Genomic DNA, 16,334 nt, shown 5'->3' with positions numbered 1-16,334 from the left:
GCAAAACCACGGCATACATGTTACATTTACAAGGATCTTTTTTCCAGAACGGAAGACACGGTATTTAGTATTAAAAGGAGAAATGACATGTCTGAGGAACAGCGCGAGAATCTGGCAGAAGAGGTTACTGACGAGGATGAGGATTTCATAACTCTGGAGTTCGATGACGGCACAGCCGTTGACTGCTTTATCATCGGAGTTTTCGACCTCAACGACAAGGAGTACATCGCTCTCGCTCCTGACGACGGCACAGACGATGTATATATCTACGGATACAAGGATAACGATGACGACACCTTCGAGATCCTTGATATCGACGATGAGGACGAGTTCGATGCGGCAGTTGCAGAGCTGGACAAGCTCATGGACGCAGAGGACTAGTTCCGTATCCTGATAGGGGACCGGTTTTATTCCAGACAAAAGTAAAGTGAGCCGTCACGCCTTTCCGGGTGTGACGGTCTTGTTGTGTGTAAAGGGATGAAAGGGAGAAATATATCGATGAAAGACTATGATGTGATCATCATTGGAGCCGGGGCCGGAGGAGTTTTTCTGTCCTATGAACTCACTAAGCTGAACACCAGCTGTAAAGTGCTGATGATGGACAAGGGGGCGGCTCTGGAAGAGCGCATCTGTCCCATCAAGGCCGGAAAGACCGAGAAATGCATAAAGTGCAGCCCGTGCCACATAATGAACGGGTACGGCGGAGCAGGGACTCTGTCAGACGGAAAGTATAACATCACCAACCAGTTCGGCGGCGACCTCCACGAATATGTGGGTGACGATACCGCCATGGAGCTAATGGAGTACGTGGACGACGTGCTGTGCTCCTTCGGTGGCTCAGACGCCAAGCTTTACAGTACCGCAAACTCGGATCTCAAGAGAAAATGCCTTCAGCACGATCTCCACCTGCTGGACGCAAAGGTAAGGCATCTAGGAACAGACAGAAACGTTAAGATCCTCGGCAAGATCTACGACTACATCAGCAAGAAGGTGGATATCAGGCTCAGGACCACCGTGGATACTGTTGAGAAAAGGGGAGACCGTTTCGTGGTTACGGACAGCGACGGCAATGTCTACAGCGCAGCCCAGGTGGTACTGGCAACGGGAAGGTCCGGGTCTAAGTGGATCTCCAAGGTCTGCCGGTCCTTCGGCATCCAGGAGATCAGCAACAGGGTGGACATCGGAGTCAGGGTCGAGCTTCCGGCGGAGATATTCAAGCACATCACCGACGAGGTCTATGAGAGCAAGATCGTATACCAGACCAGGCAGTACAATGACCGGGTGAGGACTTTTTGCATGAATCCATACGGAGAAGTCGTGTCGGAAAACACCAATGGAATAATCACGGTGAACGGCCACAGCTATGCGGACCCGAAGAGGCACACGAACAACACGAACTTTGCGCTCCTCGTGACCAACAACTTCACGGAGCCGTTCAGAGACAGCAACGAATATGGCGAATCCATAGCCAAGCTGTCTAATCTCCTGGGAGGAGGTGTCCTCCTTCAGCGCTTCGGCGACCTGGTGAAGGGCAGGAGAAGCAGCGAGCGGAGAATGAAAAAGTCCTTTACCGTTCCTACGCTCAAGGCCACGGCAGGCGACCTGAGCCTTGTCATCCCTAAGCGCCAGCTGGACGACATCATCGAGATGATATACGCCCTTGACAAGATCGCTCCGGGAACTGCGAACGACGACACACTCCTCTACGGCGTCGAGGTGAAGTTCTACAACTCAAATGTTCCGGTGGATGACCATCTGGAGACTTCCGTAAAAGGATTTTACGCTATCGGAGATGGCGCGGGAGTCACGCACTCCCTGTCTCAGGCGTCGGCCAGCGGGGTCTACGTGGCGCGGCTGCTGAATGAGATGTACGGTCAGTAGACTGCCGGGATCTTCAACTGTCACGCAGGACGTCTGAAAGAAAAGATAGTATAAAAGAATTTTAAAAAGTGGCTTTACAAAGGGCGGCGATTAGTATATATTATTACCTGTCGTTGCGAATACGGAAAGCCACGATGAGCGGATGTGGCGGAATTGGCAGACGCGCACGGTTCAGGTCCGTGTGACCACAAATCATGTGGGTTCGAGTCCCACCATCCGCACCAGGAAACCCCCTTGCTCTGCAAGGGGGATTTTTTTAGCAAAGGTCCTCTTCACGGATCTTGCGGGAACAGGGGAGAGATGCTGAATGGACAACAGACCAATTGGATTCTTCGACTCGGGGATCGGAGGGCTCACCAGCGTGATGGCTCTTCACGAAAGACTGCCGCTGGAGCACGTGATCTTTTACGGTGACACGGCGAGGACGCCATACGGTTCCAAATCTCCGGAGACCATCAGGGAATTCGCTGTTCAGATCGTGGATTACCTTGCCGCAAAAGACGTCAAGATGATAATAATCGCCTGCAACACAGTGACGGCCATGGCCCTTCCGATGCTCAGGGAGAGGCATCCCGAGATCCCGATACTGGGAGTGGTCGAGCCGACTGCGAAAAGAGTCGCAGAAGACGGATGCAGAAGCGTGGGAATAATAGGCACAAAGGTCACTATCAAAAGCAATGTGTACCCGGACACTATACACTCATTCGACCCTCAGGTGAAGACGTTCAGTCTGGCGTGCCCTGCCTTCGTTCCACTGGTGGAGGAAGGGATAATCGACAACGAGATAATGGATCTTACCATCCGCTACTATATGGACGATTTCGTGGCCGAAAATGACTTTGATCGTCTGATCCTTGGCTGTACCCACTATCCTCTGATAGCCCACAGGATACACAGCATCTATCCTAAGCTGGAGTTTTACAGTTCTTCCAGGGAAGTGATACTGGAGGCGGAAAGCCTTTTGAAGGAAAGAGACCAGCTGGCGGTCGAGAACCAGATGGTGGACAGGTATTACGCCAGCGACCTGTCGGACAATTTCCTCAGGATGACTGACATGCTGGTGGGGAACAATGATGCGAAAATCAAGCTGAAAAAGCTGGAAAACTGATTTTTTCCCGATGTTGAGACCAAATCACCATTGTTCGTGAAAAAAACAGAGACTTCAAACGGGGACAAGCCTGTTCTAATTGACAACAATAGGCAATTTATGTAGAATACAACGGTATATTTGCGGGGACGAGCCCTCTTTTGGTGCTGAAGGATCTGCAGCCGGGGGTGTTCCTAAGGCGAAGCACCGCCTGAAGACCTGAAAACATTACAAACAGGAGTGTAATTATATACATGGAAACAGAATACAAGTACAGGCTTGAGGACAGAGCCCAGATACGGCAGATCCTCAACGACCCGATGCTGGATCCTTTTGTCAACAGGGATAATCTGGAGGACATCAGGATGCACGCAGTTTACTTTGATACTCAGGATCAGGACCTGAGAAAGGCGGGTATCGCGTACCGCATCAGGCACGAGAACGACCGCATCACTGCCACCATCAAGTGGGACAACCGGGTCGATGACGGACTCCATTCAAGGGAGGAGTTCAACCTGGTGATCAACGATGAGCGGTTTGCAGAGGATCCTGATATCAAGGCTTTTGAGTCCAGTGATGCATATGACGTGCTCCTCAGGGCTGCCGGCGACAAGAAGCTGGTGAAGCTGGTGGAGATGGAGTTCGTGAGACAGCTTATCAAGGTGGACACAGGCAGGTCCATGAGTGCACTTTCCTTTGATGACGGAGTCATCCACGGTGAGAACGGTGACAGCGTCATCCTTGAGATGGAGGTGGAGTGGTACCACGGAGACGAGGACGATTTCCGGGAAGTGGCGACAAGCATTGCCGAGAAGTTCGACCTCAAGCCGGAGAATGCCTCTAAGCTCCAGCGGGGGTTTGCACAGGACGTTTCAGAGATAGGTGAAAGCTACTGATCAGCCGGACCGGCCGGAAGGCAGGAGCGGACGGAGGCGCCCGGCTCCATCGGGTACAGTGTCAGTGGAAATAAACAAAGCAGTAACTAATTTGAGCAGAAATGCAGGAGGATATTAATGAAAGCTACATTCATTGAGAAGGATGGAGACAGCAAGAAGTTTGAGATGAGCTTCTCCCCTGAGGAATTTGATGCCGCGATCTCCAGAGCTTACAAGGCAAACAAGGACAAGTTCCGCATCGACGGATTCCGCAAGGGCAAGGCGCCTCGCAAGCTGATCGAGAATATGTACGGACAGGATATTTTCTATGAAGAGGCCCTGAATGACCTGCTCCAGTCCGGATATCCGGAAGCTCTCAATGACCTTGATCTTGACGTTATCGCACAGCCTCAGCTGGACGCAGATGAGATCAAGAACGGACAGGATGTCGTTATCAGAGCTACAGTTCTCTGCTTCCCTGAGAGAGAGATCAAGGACTACAAGGGCGTAGAGGTAGAGAAGCAGTTCAAGACCGTAACAGACGAAGAACTGGATGACAGGCTGGAGAGAGAGCGCAAGAGAGGCGCAAGGATGGAGTCCGTCGAGGACAGGCCGGCAGAGAATGACGATACGGTCATCATCGATTTCACCGGATATAAGGACGGTGAGGAGTTCCAGGGAGGAAAGGGCGAGAATTTCGAGCTCAAGCTGGGATCCGGACAGTTCATCCCTGGTTTCGAAGATCAGCTGGTAGGAGCTAAGCCTGGAGATGAGGTAGAGGTAAAGGTCACATTCCCTGAAGAGTATCAGGCCAAGGAGCTGGCTGGTGCTGACGCCGTGTTCAAGGTAAAGGTACACGAGATCAAGACCGAGGTGCTCCCTGAGCTGGACGATGACTTCGCCAGCGACGTGAGTGAGTTCGACACTCTCGAGGAGTACAAGAAGGATCTGAGAGAGCAGATGCAGAAGGCTGCGGACGACAGAGCCGTGGAGATCATGAAGGACAGACTGCTGGAGAGCGTTTACAAGAGCAACGGCCTCGAGCTTCCTCAGCAGATGATCGAGAACGAGACGGACAGCATGATCCAGGAGCTCCAGCAGCAGCTTCAGTATCAGGGACTTAGCCTCGACCAGTATCTGCAGTTCTCCGGCACATCCATGAAGGACCTGAGAGAGCAGACAAAGGAAGACGCTGAGAAGAGAGCAGCTTCCAAGGTCATCCTGAGAGGTATCATCAACCAGGAGGACATAAAGGCTTCCGACGAAGAGATTGAGAAGGAGATCCAGGACTTCGCCGAGCAGTACGGAAACACTGTTGATCAGGTCAAGAAGATGATCAACGGAGATACGAGACTGTTCGCAGACGATGTTCAGACGAGGAAGGCTCTTGACTTCATCTTCGACAACGCTGTACAGGTAGAGCCTAAGGAGGAGCCTGCACAGGAAGCCGCCGATGAGGACAAGGAAGAGGAAGATAAGTAGTTACGCGATTCTGAGATCAGATCCTCTGCAGTGATGCAGGGGGCGAATCCTACTGATTGCAAAAGGACGCGGCTCCGGCACTGACCGCGGGCCGTGTCCAAATTTGTATATGGTAAATCAGGATCATATAAATCGAAGGGAGATGGATCCATGAACATGATCCCATATGTCATAGATCAGTCCGGGGCAGGGGAGAGAAGTTACGACATCTACTCGAGACTCCTGAAGGACAGGATCATTTTTATCGATGAGGAAATAACGGATCACACAGCCAGCCTGGTGGTAGCACAGCTGCTCTATCTGGAGGCGGAGGATCCGGAAAAGGACATAAACGTATACATCAATTCACCGGGAGGTTCGGTGACTGCAGGCATGGCTATATACGACACAATGAGATACGTAAAGCCTGACATCTGCACGATCTGCATGGGACTCGGAGCCAGCATGGGCTCTCTGCTCCTGTCTTCAGGTACGAAGGGCAAGCGCTACGCGCTTCCTAATGCAGAGATAATGATCCACCAGCCTCTGGGAGGGGCTCAGGGTCAGGCCACAGACGTCAAGATACACACAGAGTGGCTCCTCAAGACGAGAGAGAAGCTGAACAGGATCCTGTCCGAGAACACCGGACAGCCACTGGAGACGATCGAGAGAGATACGGAGAGAGACAACTTCATGTCCGCGCAGGAGGCCCTGGAGTACGGCCTCATAGACAGAGTCGTGGAACACAGATAGTCCATAATTCAAACAAAGGGGCATGACATTCAGAAAGGCGGTATATGGGTAATAAAGATACCAGGAGAACAGAGATGACCTGCTCGTTCTGCGGCAAGTCGAGCAGCCAGGTAAAGCGCATCATCGTTGGACCTGATGTGTACATCTGCAATGAGTGCGTTGAAGTGTGCGAGTCTCTCCTCAAGGAGGACATGCCGGGAATACCTGAGCTTCAGACGGAACTGCCTAAGCCTGAGGAAATAAAGAAGGAGCTCAGCTCCTATGTCATCGAGCAGGAGGACGCCAAGGTCTCTCTTGCCGTTGCTGTTTACAATCACTACAAGAGGATAAGATACCTGGAGGAGCACGACGACAGCGAGAAGGATGCCGTGGAGATACAGAAGAGCAACATCCTCATGCTTGGACCTACAGGAAGCGGAAAAACGCTGCTGGCACAGACACTGGCCAGGACACTGAACGTGCCTTTTGCCATAGTCGACGCCACTTCACTCACTGAGGCCGGATACGTTGGAGAGGACGTGGAGAATATCCTCCTCAGGCTTTATCAGGCCGCGGACGGTGATCTGGAAAGGGCTCAGAAGGGAATAATCTACATCGACGAGATCGACAAGATCGCCAGAAAGTCGGAGAACACATCCATCACAAGAGACGTGAGCGGAGAGGGTGTACAGCAGGCGCTGCTCAAGATCATCGAGGGCACCGTAGCCAACGTACCTCCTCAGGGCGGGAGAAAACACCCTCTGCAGGAGTTCATTCAGTTCGATACGAAGGACGTACTATTCATCTGCGGCGGCGCCTTTACGGGCCTGTCCCAGATCATCAAGAGAAGACTTGGAGACAAGATCATCGGATTCAACTCCGAGGCGGGCGAGAGCGTCAAGGACGACCACGACATCCTCCTGAAGGTGGAGCCGGAGGATCTCCTGAAGTTCGGGCTCATCCCAGAGCTCATCGGCAGGCTGCCTGTGATAGTGGCCCTGTCCGAGCTCACAGAGGAGGCCCTCACCAGGATCATGAAGGAGCCGAAGAACTCTCTTATCAGGCAGTATCAGGCCCTTCTGGCCATGGACGACGTTGACCTCACGATAGAGGACGATGCAGTAACGGCCATCGCCAACAAGGCCATCCAGCTCAAGACGGGAGCAAGAGGCCTGAGAGGTATTTTTGAAAAGATGATGACGGACATCATGTACAGGATCCCGTCGATCGACGGCGTCAGGGAGTGCATCATCACCCGTGATGTTGTGGAGTCCGGCGCCCAGCCAATACTAAAGGGAAAAGACGGAAAGCTGATCACCATGTAGCTCGATCCGTCAGACTGGAGGCATAATGGAAGACAAGAGGATCATGAGTCTCGATGAGGTGGAGGAACTGGCCGCCCAGAGGGATGAGGAGGAAAAGGACCTTCTGCAGGAGCAGGAGGCCCCCGCAGAGCCGCATACCCCCTACATACCGCTGAGAGGACAGTGCTTTTTCCCTGACACCATCGTAGGCTTTGACATAGGAAGAGACGTGTCTCTCAAGGCGGCGGAGGCTGCCATGAACGGAGACAGATATGTGGTGGTCACGGCACAGAAGGATACGTCGGTAAACGAGCCGGAAAAGGATGATCTGTACCAGACAGGCGTGATCATCCGGCTGAAGCAGATAGTGAAGCGCCACGAGGAGTATGTACGGGTGCTCGCCAGCTGCGAGGGCAGAGTGAAGATCAGAGAGCTTTTCAAAGAAGACGGGATGTTCACCTGCACCTACGACAGGCTCGAGGACTACTACGCTGAAGACAGCATGAACATTGAGGCGCTGCTGAGAGTCCTGAAGCAGTACTACTTCAAGTATATAGAGATGAGCAATGCCGGCGAGGCAGCGGCCAGAGCCCTCATCGAGGGCGTGGAGGATCCTTCCGCGCTCTGCAACATCATAGCCGGGGAGATCGACATCCCGTTCGACGAGAAGCAGGAGCTGCTGGAGACAAATTCCCTTTCGGCGAGGATCGAGCATCTCATCGACATCATCAACAGGGAGAACCAGATCCTGGCTCTGACGAAGCGCATCAACAACAAGGTGATGCACAACCTTAGCAGGGGCCAGAAGGAGTACTACCTGAGGGAGCAGATGGAGGTCATCAAGGAAGAGCTCGGCGAGGGCGGCGACGAGGACGACGAGGCCGCAAAGTGGCTGAAGCAGCTCGATGAACTCAAGCTCCCGGAAAAGATCGATGCGAAAGTCCGCAAGGAGATCGAGAGATATTCCAACATGAACGTCATGAGCCCGGACGCGAACGTGAGCCGGACGTACATAGAGACAATACTGGAACTCCCGTGGCACAAGGCGTCGAAGACCAACATCAATATCAAGAAGGCCGAGAAGATCCTGAACGAGGATCACTACGGCCTTGAGAAGGTGAAGGAGAGGATCCTGGAGAACCTGGCAGTGATGCACCTCACGAAGGAGATCAAGGGTCCGATCCTCTGCCTGGTAGGCCCTCCGGGAGTCGGAAAGACTTCCATAGCCAGGTCCATCGCCAGGGCCACCAACAGGGAGTTCGTCAGGATGTCCCTTGGCGGAGTAAGGGATGAGGCCGAGATCAGAGGTCACAGAAGAACCTATGTGGGAGCCATCCCGGGCCGCGTGATAAACGGCATCATCGAGGCAGGAACGAACAACCCGCTCTTCCTTTTCGACGAGGTGGACAAGATAGGCAGCGATTTCAGGGGAGACCCTGCATCTGCCCTGCTGGAGGTCCTGGACCCGGAGCAGAACAAGGAGTTCACAGATCACTACCTGGAGATACCTTTTGACCTGTCAAAGGTGATGTTCATCACTACGGCCAACACTACCAGCACGATCCCGAGACCTCTCCTCGACAGGATGGAGGTCATCGAGGTCTCCAGCTACACCGAGGAGGAGAAGGTCCACATCGCGGAGAAGTATCTCATCCCGAAGAAGCTGAAGGAGTTTTCCATCAGGAAGTCCCAGCTCAAGTTCTCTGAGTCGGCCATCAGGGAGATCATCGAGGGATATACCAGAGAGGCCGGCGTGAGAAACCTGGAAAGGGAGATCGCTACGGCCTGCAGGAAGGTGGCCAAGTTCATCGTTACGGACAAGAAGAAGAACTACAGCATCACGTCAAGGAACGTGGAAAAATTCCTGGGCAGGAGGATCTTCCTGGACGACGTCGCGGAAAAGGAGCCTGCTATCGGCGTGACCACCGGGCTTGCGTGGACTGCGGTGGGAGGAGTGACTCTTTCCATCGAGACTGTCCTCATGCCTGGAAACGGAAAAATGATACTCACGGGACAGATGGGCGATGTCATGAAGGAGTCGGCAACGGCTGCACTTGGCTACATCAAGTCCCTGAGCAGGGAATACGGTATCTCCGAGGACAAGTTCAAGGATCACGATATTCAGATCCACATCCCGGAAGGCGCCACACCTAAGGATGGCCCTTCTGCGGGAGTGACCATGTGCACCGCGCTCTTCTCAACGCTGACCAACAGGCCGGCCAGGAGAGACATCGCCATGACGGGAGAGATAACCCTGAGGGGAAGGATACTTCCGGTGGGTGGCATCAAGGAGAAGGTCCTGGCCGCGTACAGGCAGGGCATCAGAAAGATCCTGATCCCGGCGGAGAACAAGGCTGATCTGGAGGACATCCCGGCATCTGTCAGAAGGAAGATAGAGTTCACCTTCCTGACGGAGGCCAGGCAGGCCTTCGAGGAGGTGCTGCTGGATCCCGTTCAGTCGGATGAAGAAGAGGAAAAGTAATGATCATCAAGAGATCGGAGCTCGAGGCCATAGGTACTAAGACGGAGCAGTTCCCCGCGCCTGACAAGGCGGAGATCGCCTTTGCAGGACGTTCCAACGTGGGGAAGTCCTCGCTCCTCAACCTGCTCACCGGCAGGAGGAACCTGGCCAGGGTCAGCGGAAGCCCGGGAAAGACTCGTACCATCAACTTTTATCTGTGCAATGATCAGTTCAGGATAGTCGACCTTCCGGGGTACGGATATGCCAGGCTCTCGAAGAGCCAGCAGGAAAGCTGGGGAGCGATGATGGAGAACTACCTGGAAAACAGGGAGAACCTGCGTAAGGTGGTGCTCCTGGTGGACATACGCCACAAGCCGAGCGCCCAGGATGTTCAGATGTACGACTATCTGAAGTACTACGGCCTTGACGGGGTGGTGGTCGCCACTAAGGCTGACAAGATCTCCGGAAACGAGAGACAGAAAAACCTTGCACTCATAAGGAAGACACTGGGAATGGAGAAGGACGATATCCTGATCCCGGTGTCGGCCCTGAAGCGCAAGGGATATGAAAAGCTGCTGGATGTGATGGAAGAGATCGTCGAAACTGAGGCGTAGCAACGTTTCGGATCGACATATTTTATTAAAACAGGGACGTTTCAGACCTGGATGCATCGCTATACGCGAGTGCGCAGGTACCGAAACGTCCCTTTTTCAGTTGAACTATTTACTTCAGGTATTCGTTGAAGAACTCCGTGATTTTGTCAAACGGGATCACGTCCATGCTGTCATACAGGTCTGTGTGTACAGCACCAGGGATGATCATCAGCTCCTTGTTATCTCCCTCCAGCTTCTTGAAGGCATCCCTGGAGAAGTAGCAGGAATGAGCTTTTTCTCCGTGGATCACAAGAACCGCATTCCTTATTTCTCCAGTGTAGGAAAGGAGAGGCATGTTAAGGAAAGACAGGGAAGATGTCATGTTCCATCCTCCGTTGGAGTTGAGGGAGCGCTTGTGATAAGCACGGTGCTTGTAGTACGCCACGTAGTCCTTTACGAAGAACGGCGCATCCTCAGGTGCCTCTTCAGGGAGTCCTCCGGCCAGGGCATAGGAGCCGTTCTTGTAGTCCTGGGTACGCTGCTGGTTAAGCTGCACTCTCAGCTGGTAGCGGTCGTCTTCGGACATAGCATCGAAGTATCCGTTGGCAGTCACCCTGCTCATGTCGTACATGGTGGATGCCACAGTGGCCTTGATCCTGGTGTCTATGGCCGCTGCGTTGAGGGCCATGCCGCCCCATCCACAGATGCCGATGATCCCGATTTTTTCAGGATCCACATTTTCCTGGACCGAAAGAAAATCAACAGCAGCGCAGAAGTCCTCCGTGTTGATGTCCGGGGAGGCAACATAGCGTGGCTCTCCGCCGCTTTCTCCTGTGTACGAAGGGTCAAAGGCTATGGTGAGGAAGCCTCTCTCCGCCATCGTCTGGGCGTAAAGCCCGGATGCCTGTTCCTTTACGGCGCCGAAAGGCCCGGCTACCGCCAGGGCGGGCAGCGGTCCTCCGTGATCCTTCGGTGTGTACATATCCGCGGCAAGGGTGATGCCGTATCTGTTGTGGAAGGTTATCTTCTTGTGATATACCATATCGCTCTGGGAAAAAGTCTTGTCCCATTCCTGTGATAGTGCAAGTTTTTCGTTTTCCATATTGTTTCTCCTGTCTGTCAAATGATTTAAATATCTACAGAGCGTTGTATTCCTGATCGGTCACAGGTTCCAGCCACTCGTTTGAGGTGTTCTCTCCCGGTACTTCCAGGGAGATGTGGGCGAACCAGCTGTCCTTCTTTGCTCCGTGCCAGTGCTTCGTCTCCGGCGGGATCACCACTACCGTTCCCGGAAGAAGCTCCTGGGCAACCTTGCCCTCTTCCTGATACCATCCCTCTCCTGCAGTGCAGATCAGGATCTGGCCGCCGCCCTTGCTTGCGTGGTGGATGTGCCAGTTGTTGCGGCATCCAGGCTCGAAGGTCACGTTTGCCAGGAAAAGAGGGGATGTGGCAGGGTCCACCAGTACGTTCAGGAAGGAGTCACCGGTAAAATACTGTGCGAATCCATCGTTAGGGGCTCCTGTGCCAAAATCGTTTACCTTTTCAAAATCTTCTCTATTCTGATATTTCATCTGTATTTCCTCCTGTATTTCAAGCAAGGTCTACCCTAAGTGTTACATGCGCAGGAAGCTCCCTGACCTTTTCGAGGGAAGCCTCCTCCAGGTGCCCGACTATCATCATGTGTCCATATGCCTTGGAATCCTCCTGCCCCGCATAAAGAATGGCGAACCATCCATCACACAGGCTCAGATCACCGTTTTTCCATCCCGTCTGGAGCTCCATTGGGTCATACACTCCCCTTGGAGCCGGACCGCAGAGATCTGTCCCCGAATCTGTGACGTTGAACTTACATGGAAGACGTTCCTCAAGGTCCGCTGCTGCAAGGGTGTCGTTGAGACAGGCATACAGGACGGTGGATCCATCAGTGATGCTTATCTTCTTCATCACGCGTAGACTTCCGCGGCGATCCTGAACACTGCCCATGCCTTAGGCCATCCGGCGTAGAAGGCGGTGTGGGTGATGACCGCGGCCATCTCCTCTTTGGACACACCGTGATTCCTGGCGTTTTCAATATGGTATTTTATAGAGCTGTCCGTGATCCCGGAGGCCATCAGGGCCACCACGGTTATGATGCAGCGGGTCTTAAGGTCGATGTCCTGGTTGTTCCAGTTTTCTCCAAAAAGTATGTCATCGTTGTAGTGTGCGAACTCCGGGGCGAAGTCTCCGAGGGAGTCTCTGCCGGCGGTCTGAACTATCTTGTCTGCCATTGTTTTCTCCTTTTTGATATCAAGTTAATGTCCACGTGTTGTTTATTTCCTTCGCCGATATTATGATGTCTCCGGAGGCCGGGTTCAATTGCCAGATCCCGGGAGGTGTGGATTAAGCCACACATGGAAAAAAGTGGATATTATCTTGGAAGGCTTCGGCGGCAGAGCCGGGAGGAGTGGATGATGGAAGAGAGAAAGATCGGGAGAAAAACGGATCTCCGGGTACTGAAGACTCAGAAGGCTATAAAGGATGCGTTCAAGGAGATGGTGATGGAGATGGATGCATCGCAGATAACAGTAAAGGAACTGTCGGAGCGCGCGCAGATCCACAGAAAGACCTTCTACCTCCACTACACCACCATCGAAGCGCTGTTTGAGGACATCATGAAAGATCTTTTCCAGGAATACTGCCGGCTCATCGAACAGACCGCCCCTGATGCACCATTCGACGAGGTGAACAGAGTCTTTTTCACCTTCATGTCCCGGCAGGAGCCGTACATGGAAAGGATGGTGTGCGCCCCGAGCTACAGGGATTTTTCCGACAAGCTCTTCATGACCATGATGATCCACAACCGGAGCAGATATAACCCCTACGCCAATTACTCGAAGGAAGAGCAGAACGTTATCAACACGTTTCTCTGCCTGACTTCGGTGAACATCTATCGCCAGTGGGTGAAAGATGGCAAGGTCCTTTCACTGGAAGATCTGATAGAGCTGACGAACAGGCTTTTCCTTCACGGGATATCGGATGTCAGACACGACCTTTAGAAAATATATTGTAACAAATGCGTTGACATCTTAAATGTAATGGATTATATTACATTTATAAAGCGAAACGGATCTTTAAGAACGGGGGTGTCACATGTTCTATTCATCATATATTCCAGGGAAGCTTTCCAACGGCCTGACAGTTGATCAAGATCGGCAGGTGGAGATCCTGAAGCAGCAGCTGGATCAGTGCGACGGTGTCCTGATCGGTGCAGGGGCCGGACTTTCAACGTCTGCGGGGTTGACCTACTCGGGAGAGCGATTTGAAAAATACTTCTATGATTTTGCCGGAAAGTACGGCATCACCGATATGTACTCAGGAGGATTCTATCCTTTTCCTGACGAGAAGACGTATTGGGCATGGTGGAGCAGGCACATATACATAAACCGGTACGTGAAGGCGCCGTCTTCCGTGTACGATGATCTGCTATCTCTCGTCGTGGACAGAGACTACTTCGTCCTGACCACAAACGTGGATCACCAGTTTCAGATGGCAGGTTTTGATAAGAAGAGGCTGTTCTACACCCAGGGAGATTACGGCCTTTTCCAGAGCGTGGCTCCGGTCAGGCAGAAGACCTGGGACAACCGGGAGACGGTGATGGCGATGATGGAGGCCCAGGGCTTTGTGAGGGATGAGGACGGCGTCTTCCAGCCTCCGGAGAACGGGGAGCTCAAGATGGAGGTGCCTGAGGAGCTGATTCCGACATGCCCGGACGATGGGAGCAGAATGACACTCAACCTTCGCGTTGACGGAACGTTCGTGGAGGACGAGGGCTGGCACTGGGCACAGAGCCGGTATGAGGCGTTCAACAGGAGACACAAAGGAGATCGCATACTTTACCTTGAGCTGGGTGTCGGGATGAACACCCCGGTGATAATCAAATTCCCTTTCTGGCAGTATGCGGCAGAAAACACGAAGGCATTCTACGTCTGCATCAACAAGGGCGAGGCGTACTGTCCACAGGCTGTCGCGGATCGTTCGGTGTGCATTGAAGGGGATATCGGAGAAGTTCTGCAAAACTTGAACTGATGAAAGGTGTAAGCGAATTTCTGGCGGGCAGAGTATCGATCTGTGAGTTGGGTGGTTTGTCTCTTCGGGAAATAAATCATGTTCCCTTTAATGAACATTTTGTCCCAACGGAGCAGTATATTAGTGAGCGCGAGAAGGAATTGAGGCATTATGACGATATCTGGGAACTTATTCATAAAGGGTCGTATCCTGAATTATATGATGTTGACCGTGGTTGGCAGGATTTTTATTCATCCTATGTAGCCACTTATCTGGAGAGAGATATCAATGAACTTATTTCAACAGACAGTATTACATTTACAAGGTTTTTGACTGCTGTTGCGGCAAGGACCGGAGAGATGTTGAATTATGCCAATATTGCGTCGGAAATCGGTGTAAGTGAGCCGACAGTCAAAAACTGGATCTCCATTTTGGAAAGAACCGGGATCGTATATATTCTGCAGCCTTATAGTGCTAGCGCCTTGAACAGGGCGATCAAAACACCCAAGATCTACTTTCGAGACACCGGACTAGCTTGCTATCTTACAAAATGGTTGACGGCGGATGCGCTGAAGAATTCAGCTGTCGCAGGCAGTATGTTTGAAACATTTGTTGTTTCAGAGATCCTGAAGTCTTATTCGAATGAAGGCCGTGATTATCAATTCCAGATCTATTACTACAGGGGAAAAGATAAAAAGAACACCGTTGAAAATGAGATCGATCTGATCATCGAAGAAAACGGCGTTTTATACCCAGTTGAAATTAAGATGACAGGAAATCCTAAAGCTTCAATGGGATCTGCCAACACAGTTCTGGATAAGGTGCCTGGTAAAAAAAGAGGCATGGGAGTGATTCTGTGCATGATCGGCAGGAAAACATATCTCAGGGAAAACTTAGTGGCACTTCCTATAGATTACATTTAAGGGTGAGGCGTGTTGACGGAGGAGGTCGGATCATGACTCAGGAGGAGAGAAGAAAATATCTTATAAGAGCACTTCAGGAGGAGATGCTGGAATACGGAAGATATGAGATCCCCGCAGACGATCAGGGTCAGAGGAATCTCCTGCGGGCCCTCTTCAACGTGCGCCTTCCGGCACCCGCTTCCCAGGAGTTCCTGAAGGTGCAGGACGAATATCTTTCGCTGCGGGCTGAAGAAAAGGGAATAGCCGACATCAGTGACCTGTCACCTGTGCCTCTTGATCCGCGACTGTATCTGTGGCAGGGAGACATCACCACCCTGAGGTGCGACGCCGTGATCAATGCAGCCAACAGCCAGATGACCGGCTGCTACAGGCCCCTTCACAACTGTGAGGACAACATCGTCGGGACGTTCAGCGGCGTGGAACTGCGCTGGGATACATACCAGAAGATGGAGGCACTCAGAAAGATCAACGGTCAGGACTATCAGCAGCCCACGGCTGTCCCGATGATAACTCCCGCATATAACCTTCCATCAAGGTATATCATCCATGTCGTCGGCCCGATAGTCTCCCCCTTCCTGAAGAAGGAGCACAAGGATCAGCTCGCCGCCTGCTACCGGAACTGCCTGGACATAGCGGCGGAGCACGGCTGCGAGAGCATCGCTTTTTGCTGCATCTCCACAGGGGTTTTCATGTTCCCGCAGAATAAGGCGGCGGAGATCGCTGTGAAGACGGTCCGGGGATGGCTGAATGGTCATCCTGACAGCTGCATGAAGAAAGTGATCTTCAATGTGTTCAAAGACAGTGACATGGAGATCTACAGGAATATTTTGAGTCAGTAGGACATAGACGCCCCGATTTGAAACACATGACGGCACGGTGAGAAGCTGAACACAAAAAAATTCAGTAAAATTCTTGTCTGAGGGCCGGGATTGATTTACTATTGTCGCAGCATAATGTATACAAGAAAGCAGAC

General features: G+C 52.3%; 17 protein-coding genes and 1 tRNA gene. 14 read left to right on the top strand and 4 right to left on the bottom strand.

What is annotated here, in order from left to right; genetic code table 11:
• Nucleotides 1-87 precede the first annotated feature (87 nt).
• The 10 genes from BQ7382_RS00385 (at nt 88) to yihA (ending at nt 10,415) form a co-directional block, all read left to right on the top strand.
• Nucleotides 88-381 carry a DUF1292 domain-containing protein gene (locus BQ7382_RS00385; protein WP_077389685.1) on the top strand — a complete coding sequence of 98 codons (294 nt, stop codon included), beginning with the start codon at nt 88-90 and terminating at the stop codon, nt 379-381.
• A gap of 117 nt (nt 382-498) precedes the next feature.
• Nucleotides 499-1,881: an NAD(P)/FAD-dependent oxidoreductase gene (locus tag BQ7382_RS00380; RefSeq protein ID WP_077389682.1), complete on the top strand. Its 1,383-nt coding sequence runs from the start codon at nt 499-501 to the stop codon at nt 1,879-1,881.
• A 138-nt stretch (nt 1,882-2,019) separates the two neighbouring features.
• Nucleotides 2,020-2,105, top strand: a tRNA-Leu gene (locus BQ7382_RS00375).
• A gap of 83 nt (nt 2,106-2,188) precedes the next feature.
• Nucleotides 2,189-2,989 (top strand): glutamate racemase, encoded by an 801-nt coding sequence (gene murI / locus BQ7382_RS00370; RefSeq protein ID WP_077389679.1) that lies wholly within the window; start codon nt 2,189-2,191, stop codon nt 2,987-2,989.
• Between the two features lie 233 nt (nt 2,990-3,222).
• Nucleotides 3,223-3,864, top strand: a complete 642-nt coding sequence (locus BQ7382_RS00365) for a CYTH domain-containing protein (protein WP_077389676.1) — start codon at nt 3,223-3,225, stop codon at nt 3,862-3,864.
• Between the two features lie 117 nt (nt 3,865-3,981).
• Entirely contained in the window at nt 3,982-5,325 is a 1,344-nt protein-coding gene (tig, locus tag BQ7382_RS00360; protein ID WP_077389673.1) for a trigger factor, read from the top strand.
• A gap of 150 nt (nt 5,326-5,475) precedes the next feature.
• Nucleotides 5,476-6,057, top strand: a complete 582-nt coding sequence (gene clpP, locus BQ7382_RS00355; protein ID WP_077389670.1) for an ATP-dependent Clp endopeptidase proteolytic subunit ClpP — start codon at nt 5,476-5,478, stop codon at nt 6,055-6,057.
• A gap of 44 nt (nt 6,058-6,101) precedes the next feature.
• Nucleotides 6,102-7,361, top strand: coding sequence for an ATP-dependent Clp protease ATP-binding subunit ClpX (gene clpX, locus BQ7382_RS00350; protein WP_077389667.1), 1,260 nt, complete (start codon nt 6,102-6,104; stop codon nt 7,359-7,361).
• A gap of 25 nt (nt 7,362-7,386) precedes the next feature.
• Complete coding sequence (lon, locus tag BQ7382_RS00345) at nt 7,387-9,822, top strand: endopeptidase La (RefSeq protein WP_077389664.1); 2,436 nt, start codon at nt 7,387-7,389, stop codon at nt 9,820-9,822.
• Nucleotides 9,822-10,415, top strand: a complete 594-nt coding sequence (gene yihA, locus BQ7382_RS00340) for a ribosome biogenesis GTP-binding protein YihA/YsxC (RefSeq protein WP_077389660.1) — start codon at nt 9,822-9,824, stop codon at nt 10,413-10,415. Before lon ends, yihA begins: the two co-directional genes overlap by 1 nt.
• Before the next feature lie 109 nt (nt 10,416-10,524).
• Here the strand turns inward: yihA and BQ7382_RS00335 are convergent, their stop codons facing one another.
• The 4 genes from BQ7382_RS00335 to BQ7382_RS00320 are packed head-to-tail and all read right to left on the bottom strand — an operon-like array spanning nt 10,525 to nt 12,661.
• Entirely contained in the window at nt 10,525-11,496 is a 972-nt protein-coding gene (locus BQ7382_RS00335) for an alpha/beta hydrolase (RefSeq protein WP_077389657.1), read from the bottom strand.
• Between the two features lie 34 nt (nt 11,497-11,530).
• The gene (locus tag BQ7382_RS00330) at nt 11,531-11,965 is read right to left on the bottom strand and encodes a cupin domain-containing protein (protein WP_077389654.1); all 435 of its coding nucleotides are present in this window, start codon (nt 11,963-11,965) and stop codon (nt 11,531-11,533) included.
• A gap of 19 nt (nt 11,966-11,984) precedes the next feature.
• Nucleotides 11,985-12,338, bottom strand: coding sequence for a cyclophilin-like fold protein (locus BQ7382_RS00325; RefSeq protein ID WP_077389651.1), 354 nt, complete (start codon nt 12,336-12,338; stop codon nt 11,985-11,987).
• The gene (locus tag BQ7382_RS00320) at nt 12,338-12,661 is read right to left on the bottom strand and encodes a carboxymuconolactone decarboxylase family protein (RefSeq protein WP_330618702.1); all 324 of its coding nucleotides are present in this window, start codon (nt 12,659-12,661) and stop codon (nt 12,338-12,340) included. Before BQ7382_RS00320 ends, BQ7382_RS00325 begins: the two co-directional genes overlap by 1 nt.
• Nucleotides 12,662-12,841: 180 nt before the next feature.
• On the opposite strand from BQ7382_RS00320, the gene BQ7382_RS00315 reads away from it, so the two are divergent.
• From BQ7382_RS00315 to BQ7382_RS00300, 4 genes are all read left to right on the top strand, one after another.
• Entirely contained in the window at nt 12,842-13,429 is a 588-nt protein-coding gene (locus tag BQ7382_RS00315; protein WP_235847899.1) for a TetR/AcrR family transcriptional regulator, read from the top strand.
• Between the two features lie 94 nt (nt 13,430-13,523).
• On the top strand, nt 13,524-14,459 hold the full coding sequence (locus BQ7382_RS00310; protein WP_144082043.1) for an SIR2 family NAD-dependent protein deacylase: 936 nt from the start codon (nt 13,524-13,526) through the stop codon (nt 14,457-14,459).
• Nucleotides 14,459-15,361, top strand: coding sequence for an ATP-binding protein (locus tag BQ7382_RS00305; RefSeq protein WP_235847898.1), 903 nt, complete (start codon nt 14,459-14,461; stop codon nt 15,359-15,361). Before BQ7382_RS00310 ends, BQ7382_RS00305 begins: the two co-directional genes overlap by 1 nt.
• A gap of 32 nt (nt 15,362-15,393) precedes the next feature.
• The gene (locus tag BQ7382_RS00300; RefSeq protein ID WP_077389649.1) at nt 15,394-16,200 is read left to right on the top strand and encodes a protein-ADP-ribose hydrolase; all 807 of its coding nucleotides are present in this window, start codon (nt 15,394-15,396) and stop codon (nt 16,198-16,200) included.
• The last annotated feature ends 134 nt before the right edge of the window (nt 16,201-16,334 follow it).

This window comes from Mobilibacterium timonense (assembly GCF_900155555.1).
GTDB classification, from domain to species: Bacteria; Bacillota; Clostridia; order Peptostreptococcales; family Anaerovoracaceae; genus Allobaileyella; species Allobaileyella timonense.
The sequence above is the reverse complement of the archived record's forward strand: the minus strand, read 5'-3'. Positions and strand labels throughout refer to the sequence as shown.

Coding starts and splice junctions, on each gene's coding strand:
- tig (WP_077389673.1), top strand. CDS start 3,982: ATGAAAGCTACATTCATTGAGAAGGATGGAGACAGCAAGAAGTTTGAG.
- BQ7382_RS00365 (WP_077389676.1), top strand. CDS start 3,223: ATGGAAACAGAATACAAGTACAGGCTTGAGGACAGAGCCCAGATACGG.
- BQ7382_RS00315 (WP_235847899.1), top strand. CDS start 12,842: ATGATGGAAGAGAGAAAGATCGGGAGAAAAACGGATCTCCGGGTACTG.
- clpX (WP_077389667.1), top strand. CDS start 6,102: ATGGGTAATAAAGATACCAGGAGAACAGAGATGACCTGCTCGTTCTGC.
- BQ7382_RS00330 (WP_077389654.1), bottom strand. CDS start 11,965: ATGAAATATCAGAATAGAGAAGATTTTGAAAAGGTAAACGATTTTGGC.
- BQ7382_RS00385 (WP_077389685.1), top strand. CDS start 88: ATGTCTGAGGAACAGCGCGAGAATCTGGCAGAAGAGGTTACTGACGAG.
- BQ7382_RS00380 (WP_077389682.1), top strand. CDS start 499: ATGAAAGACTATGATGTGATCATCATTGGAGCCGGGGCCGGAGGAGTT.
- BQ7382_RS00320 (WP_330618702.1), bottom strand. CDS start 12,661: ATGGCAGACAAGATAGTTCAGACCGCCGGCAGAGACTCCCTCGGAGAC.
- BQ7382_RS00300 (WP_077389649.1), top strand. CDS start 15,394: ATGACTCAGGAGGAGAGAAGAAAATATCTTATAAGAGCACTTCAGGAG.
- lon (WP_077389664.1), top strand. CDS start 7,387: ATGGAAGACAAGAGGATCATGAGTCTCGATGAGGTGGAGGAACTGGCC.
- clpP (WP_077389670.1), top strand. CDS start 5,476: ATGAACATGATCCCATATGTCATAGATCAGTCCGGGGCAGGGGAGAGA.
- BQ7382_RS00305 (WP_235847898.1), top strand. CDS start 14,459: ATGAAAGGTGTAAGCGAATTTCTGGCGGGCAGAGTATCGATCTGTGAG.
- BQ7382_RS00325 (WP_077389651.1), bottom strand. CDS start 12,338: ATGAAGAAGATAAGCATCACTGATGGATCCACCGTCCTGTATGCCTGT.
- yihA (WP_077389660.1), top strand. CDS start 9,822: ATGATCATCAAGAGATCGGAGCTCGAGGCCATAGGTACTAAGACGGAG.
- BQ7382_RS00310 (WP_144082043.1), top strand. CDS start 13,524: ATGTTCTATTCATCATATATTCCAGGGAAGCTTTCCAACGGCCTGACA.
- murI (WP_077389679.1), top strand. CDS start 2,189: ATGGACAACAGACCAATTGGATTCTTCGACTCGGGGATCGGAGGGCTC.
- BQ7382_RS00335 (WP_077389657.1), bottom strand. CDS start 11,496: ATGGAAAACGAAAAACTTGCACTATCACAGGAATGGGACAAGACTTTT.